This window comes from Sphingomonas sp. H160509, assembly GCF_024124765.2.
GTDB lineage: Bacteria > Pseudomonadota > Alphaproteobacteria > Sphingomonadales > Sphingomonadaceae > Sphingomonas.
This window is the reverse complement of sequence record NZ_JAMXSR020000002.1, coordinates 204655-227571: the sequence shown is the minus strand read 5'-3', so window position 1 is coordinate 227571 and position 22917 is coordinate 204655. Positions and strand designations below refer to the sequence as shown.

Here is a 22917-nt window from a genome sequence, read left to right as displayed (position 1 = left end):
AACCCATGAAGACATCCCGCACAGCCTTTCTCCAACGCCTAGCGGCGAGCGGTCCGTTCGGATTTGGCGCATCCACGCTCGGCAACCTTTACCGCCAAATCGATGACGCTCAAGCGCGCGCCACGGTGAACGGTGCCTGGGATCAAGGTGTGCGCTATTTCGACACCGCACCTTTTTATGGCTTTGGGCTTAGCGAGCGACGACTAGGCGATGCGCTGCGCGAGCGGCCTCGCGATGCGTTCCTACTGTCGACCAAGGTCGGAAGGCTTCTGGTACCCGGAGGTGCTGCCGACGAGCGGTTCGGCTTCCACTCGCCGATGCCGTTCGATCCCGTGTACGATTATAGCTACGACGGCGTCATGCGCTCGGTCGAGGCAAGCCTGCACCGGCTGGGGCTGGCGCGGATCGACGTGCTCCTGATGCACGATCTCGGCCGCCTGACTCACGGCGCAGACCACGACCGCACCTTCGCGGAGGCAGTGGACGGCGGCTTCCGCGCGATGACGGAGCTGCGCGACACGGGTGTAGTCTCTGCGATCGGGCTGGGCGTAAACGAAATCGCGGTCTGCGAGGCGAGCCTCGCGCACGCCGATCTCGACCTGCTGATGATCGCAGGTCGCTACACCCTGCTCGAGCAGGAGGCGGAGCGTTTCCTCGCGCAGTGCGGCGCGCGAGGAATTGGCGTGGTAGGCGCAGGAGTCTACAACTCTGGAATCCTTGCTACTGGCACGCGGGGAGAACCGCCGCACTATGACTACGGCATCGCTCCCGAGGAGGTGATCGGCCGGGTCGCCGCGATCGAGCGGTGCTGTGAGCAGTTCGGCGTGCCGCTACCGGCGGCGGCACTGCAGTTCGCCGCCGCCCATCCTGCGGTCGCGACGGTGGTGCTCGGCACCGGCAGTCCCGACCGGATCAAGCAGACGGCCGATCTTATCCGCCTGCCGATCCCCGCCGCTTTCTGGCAGGCACTGCGCGCTGAGGGTCTGGTAAGCGGTGACTGTCCGACACCGACCGCCTGAGCATGAGCGCCACAACGATAACCGTACAGGGAGCAGGACGGCGATGATGGGAGATACGGGCCCGATGGAACCCGCCGAAGCGGGAGGTTCCTTCATCACGCCAACCTACCGGTTCGGCTTCGTGCTGATCATCAGCCTGTTCTTCCTTTGGGCGCTGGCGAATAACTTCAACGACATCTTGATCCGCCAGTTCCAGAAGTCGCTGGGTCTCGATCGCGCGCAAGCCGGTTTCATTCAGTTCGTATTCTACATCGGCTATTTCGTTGTCGCGCTGCCGGCTGGCCTGCTGATGCGGCGCTTTGGATACAAGGCGGGAATCCTTACGGGACTGTTGCTGTATGCAGGCGGCGCGCTGCTGTTCTTTCCCGCCTCCCTGATGCTCAGCTACGGCGCGTTCCTGTTCGCGTTGTTCATGATCGCGGCGGGGGCGGCGTGCCTGGAGACGACGGCAAACGCATATGCCAGTTCCTTCGGCGACCCCGGAACAGCGGTGCAGCGGCTGAACCTGGCGCAGGCGTTCAACGGTCTGGGCGCGTGCCTGGCGCCAGTGATCGGCGCGTTGCTGATCTTCACGGGCGTGGAACATTCCTCCGCGACCGTAGAGGCGATGAGCCCAGCCGCGCTCGCCGCCTATCGCGCGAGCGAAGCGAGCACGGTGCAGCTTCCCTATACCCTCCTCGCGTTGGCGGCGTTGCTCGTCGCTGGCGCGGTGGCGGTGACCCGCCTCCCCCGCCGCCCAGCCGCACGACGGCGCGAGCCTGGCCGACCAGTTCCGCCGCCTCTCCCGTCACCGACCGCTAGTTGGCGCTGTGATCGCGCAGTTCTTCTACGTCGGCGCCCAGGTTGGCATCTGGAGCTACTTCATCGATTTCGTGAAGGACGTGACGCCGTCGGTGACGGAGCGGAACGCCGCGTTCCTCCTTTCGGCGAGCCTGGTTCTGTTCATGATCGGCCGGTTCAGCGGCACGGCAATAATGGCGCGGGTGCGGCCGGCGCGGCTGCTCGGCGCCTATGCGCTCGCCAATGTCATTCTGTGCGCGGTTGCAGCGTTTGCGGGCGGGTGGATCGCGGTCGGCGCGCTGATGGTCTCCAGCTTCTTCATGTCGATCATGTTCCCTACGATCTTTGCGCTCGGGATCGAAGGGACCGGGCCGGCTAAGCCGCTCGGCTCCTCTTTCATCATCATGGCGATCATCGGCGGGGCGATCTTTCCCCCGCTGATGGGTCTGGTCGCGGTGCGCGCCGGCGCGGTGCCGGTCGCAATGCTGCTACCGCTCGCCTGCTTTGTCGCCATCGCGGTCTATGCCCGGCAAATCTCGCCGGAAGTGACTCACCCGGCTTGATAGCCGAGCGTGTCGGAAATCGCAGCTACCGCTTCGCGCAGCAGCCCCCGTGCCGCGTCCAGCCCTATCTTCTGCGATCCGTCGATCAGCTCCAGGAATGGAATCGTCAGCGCAGCGACGACGTTGCCGTCGAAGCCGTGCACCGGGAAGCTGATGTCGGTGACGCCGTAAGTGATCGGACTCCTGCGGCTGTCATATCCCTGCTCGCGAATGACCGCCAGACTCTCGGCGAGCGCGCGTCGGTCTACCGGTGCCGCCCGCTCCTGCTCGACGGCCGCGACGATCTGGTGTGCGCGCTGCTCGCCTGAAAACGCAAGGATCACCTGCCCCGAACAGCTGATGATCATGTCGATCCGTGCCCCAACGCGCAGCGAGAAGCCGCGCGTTCCCGGCTGCTGTTCACAGGCGACGACAAGGCCATGGCCGCCGTTCGCAACGACCAGATGGCAAGATTGCCCGGCGGCGAGCGCCAGCCCCTGCATCACCGGCGTCGCCGCGCGGACCAGATGCTGGGCCGGCGTCGCGCGCATTGCGACGTCGAGCAGCTTGTAGGCGACGGTGTAGTGATCGGTTGTTGCCGATTTACGCAGGTAGCCGAGCCGCTCCATCACAATGACGATGCGAAACAGCTCGCCGACGGTACGCCCGAGCCGGACCGCCATTTCGCTGAGCAGCATGCCCTGCGGGTACTCGGCCAAATGCTCAATGATCTCGAACGCCTTCTCCAGTGCAGGAGCGGCATAGGTGCCCTTGACGTCTTTGCGTTCCACCGACCTACCCCAACCTTTCGCGTGCTTCACACTATGGCGGATTGCGCCGCAGCGCAAAGCCAGTTCATTTTTGTTAATGAGACCTGCCTCTCACCTGCGAAAAAGCGGTGGCCTAGGTTCGAGAGGTTGGCTAGTCTGGCGCAAAGACGATGTAAGGGGGATGGCATGCGGATGATCGAACGAAATCGGCTGCGGACCGCCATGGCGCTGGTTGGTTTCGCTCTTTCGTCGCTGCCCGGCGTTGCGATCGCCCAGACGCCGACCGATGCGGTATCCCCGGACCGGCGCAACCGCATCGAGGTGACGTCGGACAACGGCAAGTTGCGCTTCACCGTATCGCGCGATGGCAAGACGGTGCTCGCGCCCTCTCCGGTCGGCCTGTTCACCGATCAGGGTGCGCTTGGCGGCGAAGGGGTGGAGGTAACGGGCACCGATCGAACGGCGGTCAACGACGTTTACCGCCCCGTGGTGGGCAAGGCGTCGCAGGTGCGCGACAGCTACAACCAGCTTACACTCCATCTGCTGCGCAAGCGTGACGCCGTCCGCTTCGACCTGATTGCCCGTGCTTATGCAGAGGGAGTAGCGTTCCGCTTCGTCGTGCCCGCGCAGGACCGGTTCAAGTCGCTCGACGTCTATTGGGAAACCACAGCTTTCTATTTTCCGGCGGACTATGGCTGCTGGGGTGCCAACGCTGGCACCTACGTCAACAGCCATGAGTTCGAGTTCGATGCCGTGCAGGCGTCGAAGATGCGCAACTTTCACCTGTACGACGCTCCCCTACTGTGCGCGACGGGCAAGGGCACGACGTTCGCGATCGCGGAGTCGGACAAGCGCGATTATGCTGGAGCCTACCTGCGCGGCCGCGGCGACGGCGGGCTTGGAGTAAACATCAGCCTGACGACCAGGCCGGACAATGCGCAGGACGGTGCAGGATTCAGGACCGCCGTTCACGCCTCTTTGCTGGAAGGGCCGCTGACCACCGCATGGCGGGTGGTCATGCTTGGCGATACGGCGGGCGATCTTATCCCATCCAACCTGATCCAGCTGCTGGCAGAGCCGTCCCGCATCGCCGACACAAGGTGGATCAAGCCGGGCAAGTCCGCGTGGGACTGGTGGAACGGCTGGGCGGTCGACCTGCCCAATGCGGGCGTCAACACCGCGACGTTCAAGAAGTACATCGACTTCGCGCAGAAGATGGGGCTGGAATACACCCTGATCGACGAAGGCTGGTACAAGGGGAGCTCAGAAGGGCCTGCCCCGGCCGATGTCACCGTGCCCAAACCCGAAGTCGATATCCCCGGCGTCGTAAAATACGGCGCAGAGCGCGGCGTTGGCGTGTGGGTGTGGCTGCAGTGGAAGCAGCTTGAACGGCAGCTCGACGCCGCCATCCCCCTTTACGCTTCGTGGGGCATCAAGGGGATCAAGGTCGATTTCATGGACCGCAACGATCAGGAGATGGTCGCTTTCTATCACCGCCTGCTCAAGAAGGCGGCCGAGCATCATCTCATGGTCGATCTGCACGGCGCCTATCCCCCCGATGGGCTGGCACGCACTTGGCCGAATTTCGTCACGCAGGAAGGTGTGCTCGGTGCCGAATACAACAAGTTCGGGACGCGGATCACCGCCAGCCACAATGTGACGTTGCCTTTCACGCGCGGACTACTGGGACCGATGGATTACACGCCGGGCGGGTTCCGCGCGTTGCCGCCGGCCGAGTTCGCGACGCAGGTACGTTCGCTGCGTCCGTATGTGATGACGACGCGCGGCCACGGGTTGGCGATGTACGTCGTCTACGACAGCCCGGTCGTGATGCTTTCGGATAGCCCGGACAGCTATGTCGCGGCCGACGGCACGCTTAAGGAAGGCGCGGACTTCCTGCGTGATGTACCAGCAAGCTGGGACGAGACGCGATTTCTGACCGGAGAGATCGGCCAGTACGTCGTGGTGGCCCGGCGCAAGGGCGGAACCTGGTACGTCGGCGCGATGACGAACGAGACCGGTCGCAAAATTACTGTCCCGCTGTCGTTCCTGGGAAAAGGCAATCGCAACTGGCAGGCGCGGGTCTGGCAGGATGGCGACACCATGAACAGCCTGCAGACCCTCTCCACGCGCATCGGAGGAAGACGGCCGCTCTCGCTTAACTTAGCGCCCTCGGGCGGTGCGGTGGCGATCCTGAACTCCGAATGACACTCGAGAATAGAATCGCCGGAACGCTGACAGATACGTGCTGCGCGAGAGCGCAATGGAAAGGCTACCCATGCTGAAATCGCTAATCATAAGCACCGGTTCGTCGCTGGCTCTCGCTGTTGCCATCGTCGCGGCACCGGCGAACGCGCAAGCCGGCGCGCGGGCGCAAGCCGATACGAAGGCGCGCGAGATCGTCGGCAAGCTGACGACGGACGAGAAGGTGGCGCAGTTGTTGAACACCGCGCCGGCCGTCCCCCGTCTGAACATTCCCGCCTACAATTGGTGGACGGAATCGCTGCATGGCGCGATGGGCGGCGTGCCGACGACGAACTTTCCCGGAGCCGATCGGCCTGGCAGCCACGTTCGACGCGCCCCTCGTCCGCCGCGTGGCTGAAGTGATCAGTACGGAGGTGCAGGGACTACATACGCTAGGCCGACGGACGGGGCGCTTGGGGCGCATCGGTACCGGGCTCGACACATGGTCGCCCAACATCAACATCTTCCGCGATCCGCGCTGGGGCCGCGGACAGGAGACCTATGGCGAGGACCCGTTCCTGACCGCGCGGATCGGCGTTGCGTTCGTCGACGGCATCCAGGGCGACAATCCCGATCTGCCGAACGTCGTGGCGACACCGAAGCATTTCGCGGTGCACAGCGGCCCGGAGCAGAGCCGCCACGTCGACAACATCTACCCGACGGCGCATGACCTGGAGGACACCTACCTCCCGGCGTTCCGCGCGGCGATCGTCGATGCGAAGGCGGGTTCGATCATGTGCGCGTACAACCGCGTTTATGGTCAATCGGCATGCGGTAGCCAGCTATTGCTGCGCGACTATCTCCGCGGCGCCTGGGGCTTCAAGGGCTATGTCGTGTCGGACTGCGACTCGGTGGTCGACATCTACGAACATCACAAATACGCGCCTGACGCTCCGACCGGCGTCGCAGTGGCGCTGACGCACGGCGTCGACAACGAGTGCAACAACGCCACGCTGGGCGGTCGCATGGATCTGGGCGATCGCTATACGGAATCTCTGCGACGCGGGTATATCCGCACGGAGGACATCGACACCGCGCTCGTCCGCCTCTTTTCGGCTCGCTACCGCAACGGCGACCTGCCCGGTCTGTCCGCGCGCAAGCCGAACGCGACATCGGTCAGCGCGATCGACACGCCGGAAAGCCGCGCGTTGGCGCTGACCGCGGCGGAGAAGAGCCTCGTGCTGCTCAAGAACGACGGCGCGCTGCCGTTCCGTCCAGGCACCAGGGTAGCGCTGATCGGACCGCTGTCCGACGCCACACGCGTGCTGCGCGGCAACTACTCCTCGACGCGGAGCGCTCCCCGATCTCGGTCGCCGATGGTTTGAGGCAGGCAATGCCCGGCGCGGACGTGACGGTCGTGCCGTTCACCGCCTCCGTCACCGATGGCGATCCCGTACCGGGCTCGGTGCTGGTCACCCCCCGACGGTCGCCCGGGCATCCGCACCGAATATTTCAATGCTCTGGACGAGAATGCAGTCCCGGCCGGGGCGGAGCGGCGCTTCGCAGCCAAGCCGGTCTTGACCAGCGTGGAGCCCAGCATCGTCTCGCGCGCGTCGGAGTTCCGCCAGGTCGCGAACAAGCACAAGGTCCTGTTCTCCGGTTCGCTCGTCGTCCCCGAGACCGGACTCTATCGTCTCGCCTTAACCGGCGTGAAGGGCACGCTGTCGCTTGCTGGCAAGCCGCTGGTCGAGGCGAAACGCTACTCCCGTTGGGCCGAGCCGCTGCAGCTGGTCGACGCGCGGCTGAGGAAAGGCGATCGGGTAGCGATCAACCTTCAAGGCGAAAGCGACATTGCGCCGCCGGCCCAGATCTTCTGGAAGAGGATTACCGACGATCTCGATCGCGACTTGAAATCCGGTACGGCAAACGCGGACGTCGTGGTCGCCGTGGTCGGTCTCACTTCCGATCTGGAGGGCGAGGAAATGCCGATCAAGATCGAGGGCTTCTCGGGCGGCGACAAGACAACGCTGGATATCCCTGCGGACCAGCGCGCGCTGCTGGAACGGGCCAGGGCGCTCGGCAAGCCGCTGATCGTGGTGGCGATGAACGGCAGCGCGATCGACCTGTCCTGGGCAAGGGACAATGCCGCCGCGATCGTCGAGGCCTGGTATCCTGGGCAGTCGGGCGGTCTCGCTGTCGCCAACGTGCTGACCGGCAAGGTCAACCCCGCCGGCCGCCTGCCGCTGACCTTCTACAAGAGCATCGCCGACCTGCCCGCATTCACCGACTACAGCATGGCCGGCCGTACCTACCGCTACTTTAAGGGGACACCCGTCTATCCGTTCGGCCATGGCCTGAGCTACACGAGCTTCCGCTATGGCAAGCTGTCCATCGATCCGGCGTCGGGCGGTATCGAGAACGGGTTGACCGCCACGGTCGACGTCACGAACACAGGCGACCGCGCCGGCGACGAGGTGGCGCAAGCCTATATCACGCCGCCGGGCTTCGAGGGCGCTCCGCGTCACGCGCTACGCGGCTTCGAGCGGGTCTCGTTGAACCCGCACGGGACGAAGCGGATCACCATCACCTTGTCGCCGCGCGACCTGAGCTTCGTCACGGCCGTAGGCGATCGTCAACTGATCCCCGGAGAGTATCGACTGACCCTCGGCTCTGGACAGCCAGCGGCAGGCATTCCTGGAGCATACGCGGCGTATGCTGTCCGAAGGAAGATAGATCTGCCCAAGTGACCGTCACCTTACCCAGAAGCCGCCGCAAGTAAGGGGTGCAGGACATCAACGACGCCAGCAAACTCACCCGTCGGAGCGTATTGAAGCGGTCTGTCGGCACTGCGGCCGCACTAGGACTGCCGCATCCGGGTCTAGCTGCCCAATCGTCCAAATCCCCGGACACGCGGCTATGGTACCGTCAACCAGCGGAACGCTGGGTCGAGGCGCTGCCGATCGGCAACGGCCGCATCGGGGCCATGGTGTTGGGCGGTGTCGATCATGAGCGACTTCAGCTTAACGAGGATACCTTGTGGTCGGGAGGGCCGTACAATCCGGTCAACCCTGACGCGCTGGCAGCCTTGCCCGAGGTAAGACGACTGGTCTTCGCCGGACGTCTTCGGGAGGCCCAGGCGTTGGCCAACGCCAAGCTAATGGGCAAGCCGCTCAGCCAGATGTCCTATCAAACCCTAGGCGACCTCTTCATCAGCCTGCCAACGATCACCGCAGACTCCGTCCGTGACTACGAGCGGGCATTAGACCTGGATACGGCAGTCGCGACGACGGGCTTCGCCGCTGGAACCGTTCGCCACGAACGGTCGGTTTTCGCCTGCCCGGTTCACCAGGTCATCGCGGTCCGGCTCGTCGCGAGCAAGGCCGGCTCTCTCGACTGCGACATCGGCCTTCGCTCGCCGCAGTCCGGAACGCTGACGATCGCCGACGACACGTTGATCCTGTCGGGTAGGAATTCCGCCAGCGAAGGGATCGCCGGCGCACTTCGGTTCGAGGCGCGGGCTCGCGTGCTCCACGAGGGGCGGGACAGTGGAGAGCCGGGCTGGCGAGATTGGCGTGCGCGGCGCCCGGACGGTCACCATCCTGATCGCGATGGCGACAAGCTACCGGGGCTTCAACGACGTCGGGGGCGATCCCGCCACAATCACCCGCAGGCAGATCGAAGCGGCTGCGGCCGCCGGGTTCGATCGTATCGCGGCTACCGCTGCTGCCGAGCACCGGCGACTTTACGGGACCGTGCGCATCGATCTCGGCCGGACGCCCGCTGCCGACCGACCTACCGACGAGCGCATTCGCCTGAGCGAAACAAGCGACGATCCGGCACTGGCGGCATTGTACTTCAATTACGGCCGATACCTGCTGATCGCCTCGTCTCGAGCAGGATCGCAGCCCTCCAATCTTCAGGGCATCTGGAACGATCGCGTGCGGCCGCCCTGGGGCTCCAAGTACACGATCAACATCAACACGGAGATGAACTACTGGCCGGCCGAGCCGACCGGCCTGGCCGAATGCACCGCCCCACTGATCGCGATGGTCCGGGAGCTTGCTGCAAGCGGCGCGAGAACCGCACGTGACATGTACGGTGCCCGCGGCTGGGTTGCGCACCACAATACCGACCTCTGGCGCGCCACCGCGCCCATCGATGGCGCATCCTGGGGCTTGTGGCCGACAGGCGGCGCCTGGCTTTGCACGCATCTATGGGAGCGTTGGGACTATGGACGGGACAAGACCTATCTTGCGTCGATCTACCCGCTGTTGCGCGGCGCCGCCGAGTTCTTCGTCGATGTCCTGCAGCGCGATCCGACGACCGGGCACATGGTCACCAATCCGTCCATCTCGCCAGAGAACGAGCACCACAAAGGCGTGTCAATCTGTGCGGGACCCGCGATGGACATGCAGATTCTGCGTGACCTGTTCGAACAGACAGCCGCAGCGGCGGGCATCCTGGGCGTCGATCGTGAATTTGTGACGCAGATCAAAAACCTGCGAGCCCGGCTCGCGCCTGACAAGATCGGCACGGGCGGGCAGTTGCAGGAGTGGCAGTCGGACTGGGATGCGGACGCGCCCGAGCCTCAGCATCGCCACGTGTCGCAACTCTATGCCCTCTATCCAAGCCACCAGATCAACCTGGAGGACACCCCGCGGTTGGCCGCCGCGGCACGTCGGTCGCTTGAGATCCGCGGCGACAAGGCCACCGGCTGGGCGACGGCTTGGCGGATCAATCTCTGGGCACGGTTGCGGGAGGGCGACCGGGCCCACGGCATCCTGAAGTTCCTGCTCGGTCCGGAGCGCACCTACCCGAACATGTTCGATGCACATCCACCGTTTCAGATCGACGGCAACTTCGGCGGAACAGCCGCGATAGCGGAGATGCTTGTGCAGAGTCGTGGAGAGGACATCTTCCTGTTGCCCGCCCTCCCCCTCTGCCTGGCCGAGCGGCAGTATCACCGGACTGCGCACACGCGGTTCCACTGCGATTGATGTGCACTGGAAGGACGGCCGATTGGTCACCGCGTCGCTTGTTTCAGCAGAGGCTGGTACGAGGACGGTGAGACTGGGCGAACGCGCAATTCAAATTCGCCTGCGTGCTGGCCGGCCTAGGACCCTGCATGCGAATGAGTTTAGAGCGATTTAGAGGTTCAGTATCGCGCCTCACGATATATCCTCACTGCTCATATCCTGCTATGCCTGCCCGGTGGCCAAACAAAGGCGGGAGCCATTGCGCGTTACTTTGGTGTCGATGTTCTATACCCGCATACGTAGGCTTCGAACGTACAGGCGACGCCCAAGAACCAACGGCTCAGTGATCGCATTGGTACGCTGAGGTCGCCCGGATTCGTTCGGTTTGACTTCAGCCGGTGGCGTTGCGGTGCCCATAATCACTTCTGCGTAGTGATTATCGCACCCTGACGCCGACCATCCCGGAACGCTCGTAGTTTTGCCTGTGAAAAACCGTTCTCACTTTGGTCCGGATGAGGCATAGCATCTGCCAAGCCCAACACGGGGCCTGGGAACGGGGATGCGACGCGATATGAAGCTTGGTCCGGTAATCGGTTTCGCATGGCTCGTCGGCATGTCGTCAGGGTTTTTCGTCTGGGGATCGATCGCGTCAGCGCAAAACCGGCCAGTTCCTCCTATATCGCCGCAAATCGATGCCAGCCGTGCTGACTGGGAAAATCCAGCAGTATTTGCGCGCGGCAAGGAGCCGGCTCGAGCTACCGGCTTTGCGTTCGAGAGCCGCGAACTTGCTTTTGCCGATGACCGATCTGCATCGCGCCGCTTTCTCTCGCTGAACGGTAAATGGCACTTTTTCTTCTCGCCCAATGTCGATGGCGCTCCCGCCGACTTCTACCGAGACGATTTCGACATTTCCGCATGGCAGCAAATCCGCGTGCCAGCCGACTGGCAAGCGGAAGGTTACGACCAAGCGCGCTACAACAACGTCACCTACCCGTTCCCCGCAAACCGGCCGCTGATTCCGCACGACCGCAACCCGGTCGGCTCCTATCGACGGGACGTCGATGTGCCGGCGAGTTGGTCCGGTCAGGACGTGATCCTGCACATCGGTGCGGCTGGATCGGCCTATTACGTTTGGGTCAATGGGCAGCAGGTCGGATATAGCGAGGATAGCAAGCTGCCGTCCGAGTTTAACATCACGCGTTACCTGCGTCCGGGCAAAAACAGCATATCGATGCGCGTTTATCGCTGGTCCGATGGCTCTTATCTGGAGGATCAGGATTTCTGGCGCGTCTCGGGCATCGAGCGCGAAGTCTTCCTGATGGCCGTGCCTCGGACGCGCATACGGGACTTCACCGTGCGCGCTGGACTGACCGACAATTGGCGCGATGGCACGCTGGACGTCATCGCCAAGGTACTCCCCCGGCAGTGCGGCGATGACCGTGCGCGCGACGCTGTTCGACGGCGACCGTACGTTGTCACGCCGAACGGCGCGCGTGAGCGCCGGCAGGGCCGAGCAAAACGTTCGCCTGACCGATCGCCTGACGAATGTACGCAGTTGGTCGGCGGAAACGCCCAATCTCTACACGCTTCTGCTCGAACTTACCGATGCGAAGGGAGCCGTCATTCAGGCGACCAGACAGCGCGTGGGATTTCGCGACGTTGCGATCCGGGGTGGCCAACTGCAGGTCAATGGCCGGCCGCTCTATATCCGCGGAGTTAATCGCCACGAACATGATCCCGATACTTTCCATGTCATCTCGATGGAGTCGATGCGTCGCGATATCGAGCTGATGAAGCAAAACAACGTGAACGCCGTGCGATCGTCCCACTATCCCAATGATCCGCGCTGGTATGATCTGGCTGACGAATACGGCCTCTATGTCATGGACGAGGCGAATGTTGAATCGCACGCCTACATGGAAATGGGCTGGAAAGGCGAGAAGGAGCGCAAACTCTACCATCTAGGCTATGATCCGGCATGGGAAGCGGCACACGTCTCGCGCGTCGCCAACATGGTCGAGCGCGACAAGAACCACCCGTCGATCATCTTTTGGTCGCTGGGTTAACGAAGCTGGCGTTGGGCCAGCGTTCGAAAGGGGAGCGGCAGAAGCGCGACGCCTGGATCCCACGCGGCTGGTCAGCTATCTCGGCTTGGGTACGTTGCCGGAGCTCAAACTCAATCCATACGGCGATATCTTCGCGCCCATGTATTACACCGTCGATCAGACGATCGCGTACGCGCATGATGGGCGTTTCAATCAGCCGCTGATCCAGTGCGAATATTCCCACATGCAGGGCAACAGCGGCGGCAATCTTGCCGACTATTGGGACGCGATTTACGCCAACCGTAAGCTGCAAGGTGGCTTCATCTGGGACTGGGTAGATCAGTCGATGAACGCGCGGGATGAGAATGGCGAGCCGTATTGGGGGACGGGAAATCTCTACGGTCCCAACCCCGGCGGCGAGATTGAGTTCGGCGACGGGCTGATCCAGCCCGACCGCACGCCGAACCCCCATCTGTTCGAGATGCGCAAGGTGTATCAGCCGGTTGCCTTCCGCGCGGATGACGTGGCGAACGGGCGCTTCACCGCGATCAACCACAATGACTTCAGCAATCTATCAGAATTCGACCTTGGCTGGATATTGCTGGATGAGGGGATCGAGGTCGCGCGGGGCGGAATGCCTGCGATTGACGTGGCGGCACGCGGACAAGGAAAGCTGTCGGTCTCGCTGCCGGCCATCCGCCAGCCAGGCCACGAATATGTCCTGACACTTACGGCGCGAGCGCGCGGGGGCGCATCTGCCATGGTGCCCGCAGGCCACCTGATTGCTTGGGACCAGTTCGTGCTGCCTAACGATGCCGCACGCGGCGCCACCGTTGACTCCAGTGGATCGGCAGTCGTCCGCGAAACGGCCAATCGCATCACCCTGTCCGCCGGCGGGTCCGAACTGCAAATCGATCGCATCACCGGACTGGTCGATTATCGCAAGGATGGACGATCCACCATCACAGGTGGATCGCCGAACTTCTACCGTGCGCTTACTGACAACGACATCGGGACTCAGGTCGCCCGCACGCACGACATCTGGAAGACGGCGTCAGCGTCGAGGACGGTCCAGAGCGTTGCCGTCGAACGCTCGACGCGTAGCGACATCGCAGTCCGCGTCCGCTTCGCCGTTGGCAATGGCGCCGCAAACTTCGAAAGCCGATACGTGATGCATGGCGACGGGGCGGTCGCGGTAGATGCGCAATTTACGCCGACGGACACGTCGCTGCCCGCCCCTTTTCGGGTTGGGATGGAGTTCGTTATGCCAAGTGGATACTCCAACCTGGAGTGGTACGGAAAGGGACCACACGAAAGCTACCAGGACCGACAGACGGGTGCCGCGCTGGGACGTTGGGCGGGTGCGATCGCCGCGCAGAACCATGATTACATGCGGCCGCAGGAAACGGGAAATAAGGTCGCCGTGCGCTGGCTGGCGATACGAGGCGCAAACCTGACGACGTTGACGGTGAAGGGCGACCAACCGCTATCGGCCAATGTGCTCGCGTTCCCTTACGAAGACCTCTCTCGTCGCCCGCCGGGCACCCGTCGTAGTAGCGACATCGTGCCGCATGGTCACGTCAGTGTCATGATAGACGCGGTTCAGAGCGGCCTCGGCGGTACGGACAGCTGGAGCCCCCAGGGACGTCCGCTTGAGCGCTACCGTATTCCCCTAACCCCGCTTCGCTATGCCTTTACGATGTCGAATGACCAAACGGGGTCTGCGGCGCGAGGAGCGATGCCTGCAAGTGCGACGGCTTCACCAATTGAATTCTGATCCGCAACTTACCGCCGGGCGATCAATGCTTGGTGCGGTCGCACAGCCGTTAAACCATCACTGGCTTATCCAACGCTTGCATGAGGCGATCCAATTCGCCGGTAGGTGAATTAGGCCGACCCGGACAAACTCGTCAACACGACCCCAAGCTTAAGGTGACGAACAACTACCTTATGCTTCTACTCATATTTAGCGTTAAACAATCGGTCGTTGGTTACCAGTAGATGGCCAACATCCCGACATTCACAGCACCACCGCAAATTCCGATAATTCGACACTTGTTCAAATCTGTGTAGCCGCTCGACATTAGTCTACAGTTCGGGTTCGACGATAGGGGCCTGTGACCCGTGCCTCGCCGATTCTCTGACGAGAACTTGCGGCACGCGTGGGGGTGGAGAAGCCTTGTCGGAGCGGTAGTATCTGCCGCCCCTGGCGGGAGCGTTGACGGCGCTGGTAGCGGGAGTACTCATACAATTAAGATGGGGAGATGTCCGTGAAACATTGGTTTGGCATGGTGGCGCTCGCGCTTGGTTCTGCGTTGCCTACAATCCCGGCCGTGGCGACCGACACCCCCGGCTCCAATCCGATCATCCGCGATACATTCATCGCCGATCCGGCACCCCTCGTTGTGGGCAACACGCTTTACCTTTATGTCGATCACGACGAGGCCAAGGACGGCGAGATGTTCAATATGAGCGAGTGGCTGGTCTACTCGACGACGGACATGAAGCATTGGAGCCCTCATCCTTCGATCCTGAAGGTCAGTGACCTTAAATGGGCAAAAAAGGACGCGTGGGCACCGCAGGCCATCGCCAAGAATGGGAAATTCTATCTGTACGTACCCGCCGAGCATGACGACACCCACCCTGGCAAAGCCATCGGTGTTGCGGTGTCGGACACGCCGACCGGCTCCTTCAAAGACGCGCGCGGCTCGGCGCTGATCATGAACGAGATGACGCCCAAGGGCCAGCATAGCTGGGAAGATATCGATCCCACCGTGCTCACCGACACCGACGGCACGATCTGGATCGCGTGGGGCAATCGCGAATGCTACATCGCCAAACTTAAGCCGAACATGATCGAGCTCGACGGACCGATCCGGGAGATTACCCCGCCCTTCTACGTAGAAGGCCCGTGGCTGCACCGACGCGGTAATCTCTACTACCTCACCTATGCCTCCATGGACCCAGCGGCAAAGCTGGGGGCCAAACCCGGGGACGAACACGTGTCCTACGCAACGGCGCCGGCAATCGCCGGCCCGTGGACGTTCCGTGGCGAGCTGACCGGACCGGCGAAGAACAGCTTCACCATCCATCCCGGTATCGCCGACTTCAAAGGCAGCTGGTATCTGTTCCTGCACAATGCTGCGCTGACGATCGGCGCTCAGAAGGGCGCGCTTGGACGTCGCGCAGTTACCGTAGAACGTCTCTATTATAATCCGGATGGCACGATGAAACCGGTCGTTCAGACCGAAGCCGGAGTGTCTGGCCCGCAACTCAAGCGTAAGCGGTGAAGTGTCGCGGAGTTTGCTGGCTGCACGCTGCCGATCCTCTGTTAATTAAGCGAATGGGGTTAGTCTAAGATGACGCGATTTGGTTTGACCTTGCTTTGTGCCATGGCTGCGATGTCGGTACCGGCCGCAAGCGCGCCACCGCGCCCTACGGCTGCTCGGGCCGCCTCGGATCGCACGTGGGTTGCAGCGTGGGGGTATGTCGTCTCGCCACCACCGCCCGGTCAGCAGCCGGCCCCTTTCACGCCTCCCGCCGGAACGGTCGTGCCACTTGGTCCTGCTTCGGCACCGGCCAGCCCGCCCACCCCGCCCCGGCTGCTTGAGAACCCGGGCCAGGTGCCGGTAGACACCGGCACTGGCGATCTCGTCAACGCGACCATCCGGCAGGTGGTCCGCGTCTCCGTCGCAGGAAGCGCAGTTCGGCTGCGGTTGTCGAACGAAGGCGGCGTGGACGTGCTTGCGATTGGAGCGATGCACGTCGGCCTTGCGGGGCCGGACGGATCGGTTCTGCCCGACACCGATCACATCGTCACCTTCGCCGGTCTGCCTGGCACCAACATCCCGGCAGGAGCGCCGTTGCTGAGTGATCCCATCATGCTCCCTGTGAAGGCGCTCGATAGGCTGGCAATATCGCTGTACGCGCCGGGTCGGCTGCCGGTTCGTAACGTGCGAGCGCTGTGGCAGTATGTCGCCGGCCCGAGCGGCGACAGCGGCGCGATGCCGGTCTTGTCTAAGGTCCGCCTGGTGAACGCACCGGTCATCCTCACGCAAGTCGAGGTCGCACCTACTCAGCCGACGAGTGTAGTCGTTGCACTCGGTGACTCGATCACTGAAGGCTATGGCTCAACCAACAATGCCTTCCGCGGCTGGACCGATCGACTAGCCGAGCGATTGGCGGCGCGGCCGGGCCGACAACGCTGGGCGGTGTTGAATGCGGGGATCGGCGGCAATCGCCTGCTCGGCTATGGTGCAGGTCCTAATGCACTCGCGCGGTTCGACCGCGACGTGCTGAGCGTGCCTGGCGTGAAGGCCGTCATCTTGCTCGAGGGAATCAACGATATTGGACGCAGCTTCAGCCCCCCGCGGAGCAAGCGATCCTGTAACGGCGGACGCCCTGATCGCGGCGGACAAACAGATCATCGAGCGGGCGCATGAGCAGGGTATCCGCGTAATTGGCGCTACGCTCACCCCGTACAAGAACGCTGGTTACGCCAGCGAACAAGGCGAGGCGGTGCGACAGGCGCTTAACAATTGGATCCGAAGTTCAGGGGCCTTCGATGGCGTAATCGATTTTGCGTCGTCGGTCGCTGACAAGACTGATCCCCAAGCCATCGCCTCTGCGTTCAACGACGGTGACAAGCTGCACCCGAACGACGCTGGCTACAAAGCCATGGCAGATGCGGCTGACCTGCAAGTAATTACCGGTATGTGATCGGCTAGCTCGTGTCCCGTACGCCCGTATCGAATGGTGCGTAGTTCAGCGCTTTGTCCCCCTCGAGCATCGGACAAGACGTCGGTCGCTACCATTCACAATCGCAGATCACCTGACCCACAAGCGGACACTCATAAGCCGTTTTCGCTTTCCCTACTTCTGCCATTCGTTCAGCTTCCAGGCTGCAAGACGGGTCGCCGATTTTCGATCTCAAAGAGGCTTTGTACGCGCAAGCCATGCCGCCCAATGGCCATGCCTTAGTGAGACGAACTCGATCTCTCAGCGGAACGGAAGCCGATCAAAACGATTTAGTCCCGGCACGGAGTTCGGCTGGTCGGCACGCTCCACGGAGGCGTGATGAAGCAGCGGGACGATTGGCATCTGACGGAAGCGCTCGATTACGAGCACGGGCGAGCGGACCCTTTTGCCGCGGCTGTTCGGGCTACCCGAATGCCTATGGTCATCACGGACCCCGCGCAGACCGATAACCCGATCGTCTTCTGCAACGAAGCCTTTCAAACGCTGTCGGGCTATGACCGAAGTGAAATCATTGGCCGTAACTGCCGCTTCCTGCAGGGTCCCGACACCGACCGAGAGCAGGTGGCTAAAGTGCGTCGGGCAATCGACGCCCAGACCGACATTGCCGTGGACCTTCTAAACTATCGAAAGGATGGATCTACGTTCTGGAACGCGTTGTATCTGAGCCCTGTACGCAATGACGCCGGTAAGGTTGTATTCTTCTTCGCCTCCCAGCTTGATGTTACTGACCGCGTCAAAGCGCAGACTATCATTTCAAAGCAGAAGTTATTGGTCGAACAGGAAGTCGAGGCGCGCACGTCAGACCTCGAGGCCGCGTTAGATGCGAAAACTCTGCTGCTTCACGAAGTCGACCACCGGGTAAAGAACAACCTTACGATGATCGGTTCGCTTCTGCGTTTGCAGGCGCGGAGCATATCTGACCCGGCCGTTTCATCAAAACTTGAAACCATGCTCGAACGGGTTGATGCGCTGGCGACAGTGCATCGCCGTCTTTATCAGTCGGACGACGTCACCCGGTTCGATGTCGGGGCGTTTACCGAAAATCTAATCAGCGACGTCGTTGGTGCCAGCCGACGCGACGACATCAAGCTTGTTTCGAACATTTCGCAAATAGAGGTGCCGTCCAGTAAGGCGGCATCGCTTGGGTTGATCCTCAACGAAATAGCGACCAACGCCATCAAGCATGCATTTGCCGACGGGCGAGCGGGTACGATTTCCGTCCGCACCGCCCTAGAAGGCAATAATGCCCTGATCGAAATCACCGATGATGGGCATGGGCTTGCCAGCAATGACGTTCAGCCGGACGGCATTGGCAAAATGCTTATTTCCCGCCTCGCCAAGCAAGTCAGGGCCGACGTCGTATGGTCCGACGCCGCCCCCGGTGTTCGTGTATCTCTCTCATTCCCGGTGGACGATTAATGAGTGGACGTGCCAAACCGCCGTTGAATGTGCTGATCGTCGAGGACGAAGCTCTTTTGGCGATGGATATTGAAGCGATGATCGAAGACGCCGGTCACCGTGTCGTCGGCGAGGCCGCGTCTCTCTACGAAGTTGAAGACCTGGCAGGCGATCTCCATCCGGACCTGGCTTTTGTCGACATACAGCTTGCGAAAGGCACCAGCGGCCTGGATGTCTGTGCACTGATCCGGAAGCGATGGGCGGACGCGATAGTCGTCTTCGTCACTGCAAACCCACTCAAGATCCCAGCCGACTTTGCCGGTGGCCATGGCGTCATACCCAAGCCCTTCTCCCGGAATGGTCTGATGTCCGCAATGCGCTACATTGAAGAGGGTGTCTGCGATCCGCCGCCCGTATCCCCGCAGCCAGCGAGCTTCATTGCAGCGCCCGCGTTTGCCGCAGAGTGGTCCCAGACCAGTCCCTGATTTCCGGGTTTAAGCGACAATCCACGGCCTCACGAAGTGGGACGACAGATGACAGAAGTTATGCATAATTTCGATTACGTTGATCCATCAACGTCTTACCGCTAGGACGTTCCCGCTTTGGACCGTCAGCCACTCCCGCCTTCGCCTATTCGACCGCACGATGCCTCAGGTGTCGTACGCGAGGCTGTCGACGCATTTGCGTCCCGCCTAAACGAGCATGACCCCTTCGTTGCGGCGTTCGATCACTGCATTACGCCGATGGTCGTCAGCGATCCAACGCTACCGGATAACCCGCTGGTTTACGTCAATCGGGCGTTCGAGGCTCTGACAGGGTTCTCGGCGGTCGAGGTCGTTGGCCGGAACTGCCGTTTCATGCAGGGACCGCTGACCGATCAGGCCGACGTCCGACGCATGAAGGACGCGATTGCTCGCCGTGAACCGATCGATATCGACCTCCTGAATCACCGTCGTGATGGCACGCCGTTCTGGAACCGCCTCATGGTCGCGCCCGTGCATGACGCGACCGGCAGCCTACGTTACTTTGTGGCATCTCAGCTTGATGTCACACTCGAGCGGCACGGGCTGTTGCAGTTGGAACGCGACCGCGACACGCTGAGTGCCGAGCTTGCGAAGCGCGAAGTTGCGCTAGCCGAACGAGAGGCCCGCCTGGCACTTGCGCTCGATGCTGGCGGACTGGGCACTTGGACCATCGACCTGCCGGAATGGCGGCTCAGCTACTCGCCAAGTTGCCTGACGAACTTTGGCCGGCCTGTCGGCGAACAGTTGTCGATAGAAGGTATGTTGGCATGCGTTCATCCAGAGGGATCGAGACCTCCTCACGAACTCGCTGAACAGCGCTATCGAACATGGCACACGGTATAACGTCGAATACCGCATTCTAACACCTGAAGGCGAGCAACGCTGGATCCATTCCCAAGGCTCGCTGCAGCGTCGCGCGGATGGCACACCGTTGGCGGTTTCGGGCTTTTCGAGCAATGTTTCAGCTCGCAAATTCGCCGAGGAGCAACGTTCGGTTCTGGCCCATGAACTGACCCACCGCGTGAAGAACACACTTGCGACGGTCAGTGCCGTTGTCAGTCAGACGCTACGCGATGCTGGGTCCCTTGCTGAGGCTCGGGATGCGGTGTCGGGCCGCATCGCTAGCCTCGCGTCTGCGCACGAACTGCTGCTCAAGGACGAGATCGAAGGCGCGGCAATCGGTGAGATTGTCGAGCGGGTGCTGGCGCCGTTCATGGATAGCAACGGTCGACGGTTTTCCGCTGTCGGCCCGACGATACGGCTGACCCCGGAAGTGACACTTGCGTTGTCTATGGCACTGCACGAGCTGGCGACCAATGCGATCAAATATGGGGCGCTCTCGGTACCGGAGGGTCAGGTGAGCATACGCTGGGACCTGAACGGCAATGCAACCGAACGCCGACTTACCTTCTCCTGGGCGGAGCAGGATGGACCTATCGTTGCTATGCCAACACGTGTTGGATTTGGTACGAGAATGATTGAGCGCGTCCTATCACGCCACATCCGCGGCAAGGCGGAAATCCAATATTTGCCGGAAGGTGTTCGCTTCGCAATCGAAGCGCCGATCTGAGCTCTCGACCTTGTCTGACATTTATTAACGCCGTGGCGGGCCCATTGCGTGACCACATTGGTTAAGAGCTCAGATTATCGGGATCTGTCGTATGTGCCATGTGCTCGTCATCGAGGATGATTTCCTCATCGCCGATCACATCATCCAGCTGATCGAGCGGGCTGGCGGCACATCCTTTGATCAGGCTGCCTCGCAAGATGAGGCAATCGATGCTGCGAGATTGAGGCCTCCCTCCATCATCATGTCCGACGTCAATCTCTCAGCCGGTACCGGCCCTGCCGCGGTGGAAGCCATCATCTTGGAGCATGGGCCGACGCCCGTGATCTTCGTGACCGGCACGCGCGAAGCATGCCATGTAAGTCGGCCATCGATGATCGTTCTCGACAAACCGATCAACGAACAGGCTCTTATTGCGGCGTTCCAAAGTCTGGCGCCCGCCTGAGTCAGCAATCGCCGACGGTCAGTGAAGCAGTCGCCCCATCGGCCTTACCGGTAAGACCGGGTACTTCATCAAGCTGTCTCAGGTCACTGAACCCGCCACGTTCCTCACGATAGCGGACGATCTCGAACCCGTGCCCCGCTAACGCCGGGATGGCGTCCAACTCCGCCGCACTCGCCGCGTTGACGTTGATCGGCATCTAGTTCCTCATAGCTCTTCCTCTTTCGTACCCTTGGTGACGGAATGTTGGAAAGGGCTTTGCTATCGATGAGCGCCCTAGCCAGCTAGGCGGAAGGTTTGATTCATGTCCGCCTTCGGCGGATAACTGCTTGTTTGATAAAGAAGATCAACCATCGTGGAGGGGCTTTCCAGTATCCGTGCGTTTCACCCACTCGATCAGGAGAGGGTTCGGCATGGATCAGAAGAGTGCGCCGTTGGCCGATGCGTTGGCGGCGATCGAGAAGAGGCCGGTCATCGGATTTGGAGCGCCGGGCCACAACCAGGGTGCAGCCATTCCTGGCGGGATGAAGGCACTGCTCGGCAAGCGCGTTTTCCAAGCCGACGTGCTGACGCCGAAGGGGCTCGACGACCGTACCGAAGGCAAGCTGGCCCTTCAACGTGCGCACGAGATCGCGGCGGAGGCCTGGAATGCCGACTTCTGCCGGTTTGCAACCGGCGGATCCACCCAGAGTCTTCACACGGTTATGGCCTCGGTCGCCGGACCAGGTGACACCATTCTGGTCGCGGCGAATGCCCACAAGGCCGAGCGTACCTACGCGCTCGCGACGGGGCTCAATGCCGCTATCGTGCCGGTCCAGATCGACGGGGAATGGGACATTGAGCATGGTGTTGAGCCGCAGGCGCTGAACGCCGCCCTGGCGGCCAATCCAACCGCCAAGGCGTTCATCGTCGTCAGCCCAACTTATTACGGCGTGACGAGCGATATCGCGGCACTCGCCACTGTCTGTCACGATCACGGTATTCCCATGATCGTCGATGCCGCTTGGGGTGGTGCGTTCGCATTTTGTGAAGGACTGCCTGCCGATCCGCTGACCAAGGGGGCGGATGCCGCCGTCTACAGCGCCCATAAGACGATGGGGGCCCTCGCGCAGGGATCGGTGATCGTCGCCAAGGGCGACCTGATCGATCGCCAGCGATTGTGGATGGCCTATGAGCTGTTCGAGACCACCAGCCCATCGGTACCGATCCTAGCAACGCTTGACGCGACCCGGCGAGATCACGCGTTGAACGGGGAGCAGATGTGGAACGGCGTCATTGCGCTGGCGGAAAAGGTCCGCAGGAAGATTGCCGGTATCGCCCCCCTGCGCGTGTTCGGTCATGATCATTTGCCACCAGATGCCAGTCTGGACGTCACGAAAGTGCTGATCGACGTCTCGGCGCTGGGCGTAGCCGGGTATGCTATCGATGACTGGCTCTACAAGCATCACCGGATCAGCATGGGGCTGTCCGACGCCCGGCATATTCTGGCTGTTCTGTCCTTGGGCACAACTAGGTCCGATCTCCGCAAGCTCGTCCGTGGTTTGCGGGATCTCGTGAGACAGCTCGGTTCCGATCCCTTCATCCTGCCGGCAATCTCATCTGTGCCCGGGATCGACACCCTGTCCGTCGACATGGCGATGCCTGGGCCTGCGGCACTCTACGGCTCAGCCGAGATGGTTGCCTACGAGGCGGCTGAGGGAAGGATCGCAGCCGAGATGATCGCGCCAGCGCCGCCCGGCGTCCCTCGGCTCGTGCCAGGCCAGCGCATCACGGCTGCACACGTCGCATGGCTTGTCGCGAACCGTGATGCCGGGGCTTTCGTGATGGATCCGGTCGATCCCACAGAAGCGACCGTCAGGGTGGTTCAGAGCTGACGCAGCAACCGGATCGACATGCCAAATCTAACAGCAAC

19 protein-coding genes and 4 pseudogenes are annotated in these 22917 nt (G+C 62.0%); 21 read left to right on the top strand and 2 right to left on the bottom strand.

Features of this window, described 5'->3' with window-relative positions; all coding sequences use genetic code 11:
* Window positions 1–5: 5 nt before the first annotated feature.
* The 3 genes from NHF48_RS02750 to NHF48_RS02740 are packed head-to-tail and all read left to right on the top strand — an operon-like array spanning window position 6 to window position 2362.
* The gene (locus tag NHF48_RS02750; RefSeq protein ID WP_253070141.1) at window positions 6–1019 is read left to right on the top strand and encodes an aldo/keto reductase; all 1014 of its coding nucleotides are present in this window, start codon (window positions 6–8) and stop codon (window positions 1017–1019) included.
* 46 nt (window positions 1020–1065) lie between these two features.
* Complete coding sequence (locus NHF48_RS02745; protein ID WP_253070140.1) at window positions 1066–2178, top strand: MFS transporter; 1113 nt, start codon at window positions 1066–1068, stop codon at window positions 2176–2178.
* 25 nt (window positions 2179–2203) lie between these two features.
* On the top strand, window positions 2204–2362 hold the full coding sequence (locus NHF48_RS02740) for a hypothetical protein (protein ID WP_253070139.1): 159 nt from the start codon (window positions 2204–2206) through the stop codon (window positions 2360–2362).
* On the opposite strand, the gene NHF48_RS02735 is transcribed toward NHF48_RS02740, so the two are convergent.
* A complete protein-coding gene (locus tag NHF48_RS02735; protein ID WP_263816663.1) occupies window positions 2350–3189 on the bottom strand; it encodes an IclR family transcriptional regulator in 840 nt (279 codons plus the stop codon). The genes NHF48_RS02740 and NHF48_RS02735 overlap by 13 nt on opposite strands.
* A gap of 108 nt (window positions 3190–3297) precedes the next feature.
* Here NHF48_RS02735 and NHF48_RS02730 point away from each other — a divergent pair, with 108 nt between their 5' ends.
* The 17 genes and pseudogenes from NHF48_RS02730 to NHF48_RS02655 all read left to right on the top strand — a co-directional run bounded on the left by NHF48_RS02730 (window position 3298) and on the right by NHF48_RS02655 (window position 21008).
* Complete coding sequence (locus NHF48_RS02730) at window positions 3298–5319, top strand: glycoside hydrolase family 97 protein (RefSeq protein ID WP_253070137.1); 2022 nt, start codon at window positions 3298–3300, stop codon at window positions 5317–5319.
* A 70-nt stretch (window positions 5320–5389) separates the two neighbouring features.
* A pseudogene (locus NHF48_RS02725) lies at window positions 5390–8042 on the top strand (glycoside hydrolase family 3 C-terminal domain-containing protein).
* Window positions 8043–8077: 35 nt separating this feature from the next.
* A pseudogene (locus tag NHF48_RS24560) lies at window positions 8078–8770 on the top strand (glycoside hydrolase family 95 protein); the annotation flags it as partial.
* A gap of 97 nt (window positions 8771–8867) precedes the next feature.
* On the top strand, window positions 8868–10292 hold the full coding sequence (locus NHF48_RS24555) for a glycosyl hydrolase family 95 catalytic domain-containing protein (protein ID WP_253072520.1): 1425 nt from the start codon (window positions 8868–8870) through the stop codon (window positions 10290–10292).
* Window positions 10198–10446, top strand: a complete 249-nt coding sequence (locus NHF48_RS24550; protein WP_342454550.1) for a glycoside hydrolase family 95-like protein — start codon at window positions 10198–10200, stop codon at window positions 10444–10446. The genes NHF48_RS24555 and NHF48_RS24550 overlap by 95 nt, the downstream gene beginning before the upstream one ends.
* Window positions 10447–10830: 384 nt before the next feature.
* A pseudogene (locus tag NHF48_RS02710) lies at window positions 10831–11541 on the top strand (sugar-binding domain-containing protein); the annotation flags it as partial.
* Between the two features lie 169 nt (window positions 11542–11710).
* A complete protein-coding gene (locus NHF48_RS02705; protein WP_253070136.1) occupies window positions 11711–12337 on the top strand; it encodes a glycoside hydrolase family 2 TIM barrel-domain containing protein in 627 nt (208 codons plus the stop codon).
* A complete protein-coding gene (locus tag NHF48_RS02700; protein ID WP_253070135.1) occupies window positions 12240–14093 on the top strand; it encodes a glycoside hydrolase family 2 TIM barrel-domain containing protein in 1854 nt (617 codons plus the stop codon). Before NHF48_RS02705 ends, NHF48_RS02700 begins: the two co-directional genes overlap by 98 nt.
* 487 nt (window positions 14094–14580) lie before the next feature.
* Complete coding sequence (locus tag NHF48_RS02695; protein WP_263816662.1) at window positions 14581–15606, top strand: glycoside hydrolase family 43 protein; 1026 nt, start codon at window positions 14581–14583, stop codon at window positions 15604–15606.
* A gap of 333 nt (window positions 15607–15939) precedes the next feature.
* Window positions 15940–16758: a GDSL-type esterase/lipase family protein gene (locus tag NHF48_RS24545; protein WP_263816661.1), complete on the top strand. Its 819-nt coding sequence runs from the start codon at window positions 15940–15942 to the stop codon at window positions 16756–16758.
* The gene (locus NHF48_RS02685) at window positions 16664–17035 is read left to right on the top strand and encodes a GDSL-type esterase/lipase family protein (RefSeq protein WP_253070132.1); all 372 of its coding nucleotides are present in this window, start codon (window positions 16664–16666) and stop codon (window positions 17033–17035) included. Before NHF48_RS24545 ends, NHF48_RS02685 begins: the two co-directional genes overlap by 95 nt.
* A 357-nt stretch (window positions 17036–17392) precedes the next feature.
* A complete protein-coding gene (locus tag NHF48_RS02680; RefSeq protein WP_121884514.1) occupies window positions 17393–18493 on the top strand; it encodes a histidine kinase dimerization/phosphoacceptor domain -containing protein in 1101 nt (366 codons plus the stop codon).
* Complete coding sequence (locus tag NHF48_RS02675; protein ID WP_121884513.1) at window positions 18493–18957, top strand: response regulator; 465 nt, start codon at window positions 18493–18495, stop codon at window positions 18955–18957. Before NHF48_RS02680 ends, NHF48_RS02675 begins: the two co-directional genes overlap by 1 nt.
* A gap of 258 nt (window positions 18958–19215) precedes the next feature.
* Entirely contained in the window at window positions 19216–19839 is a 624-nt protein-coding gene (locus tag NHF48_RS02670) for a PAS domain-containing protein (protein WP_253070131.1), read from the top strand.
* Window positions 19805–19885, top strand: a pseudogene (locus tag NHF48_RS02665) (hypothetical protein); the annotation flags it as partial. The gene NHF48_RS02670 and the pseudogene NHF48_RS02665, both read left to right, overlap by 35 nt.
* A 42-nt stretch (window positions 19886–19927) precedes the next feature.
* Window positions 19928–20566, top strand: a complete 639-nt coding sequence (locus tag NHF48_RS02660) for a sensor histidine kinase (protein ID WP_253070130.1) — start codon at window positions 19928–19930, stop codon at window positions 20564–20566.
* Between the two features lie 91 nt (window positions 20567–20657).
* A complete protein-coding gene (locus NHF48_RS02655) occupies window positions 20658–21008 on the top strand; it encodes a response regulator (RefSeq protein WP_093401120.1) in 351 nt (116 codons plus the stop codon).
* 1 nt (window position 21009) lies between these two features.
* Here the strand turns inward: NHF48_RS02655 and NHF48_RS02650 are convergent, their stop codons facing one another.
* A complete protein-coding gene (locus NHF48_RS02650; RefSeq protein ID WP_133021352.1) occupies window positions 21010–21204 on the bottom strand; it encodes a ComEA family DNA-binding protein in 195 nt (64 codons plus the stop codon).
* Window positions 21205–21418: 214 nt separating this feature from the next.
* Between NHF48_RS02650 and NHF48_RS02645 the strand changes: the two genes are divergently transcribed.
* On the top strand, window positions 21419–22879 hold the full coding sequence (locus NHF48_RS02645; RefSeq protein ID WP_253070129.1) for an aminotransferase class I/II-fold pyridoxal phosphate-dependent enzyme: 1461 nt from the start codon (window positions 21419–21421) through the stop codon (window positions 22877–22879).
* The last annotated feature ends 38 nt before the right edge of the window (window positions 22880–22917 follow it).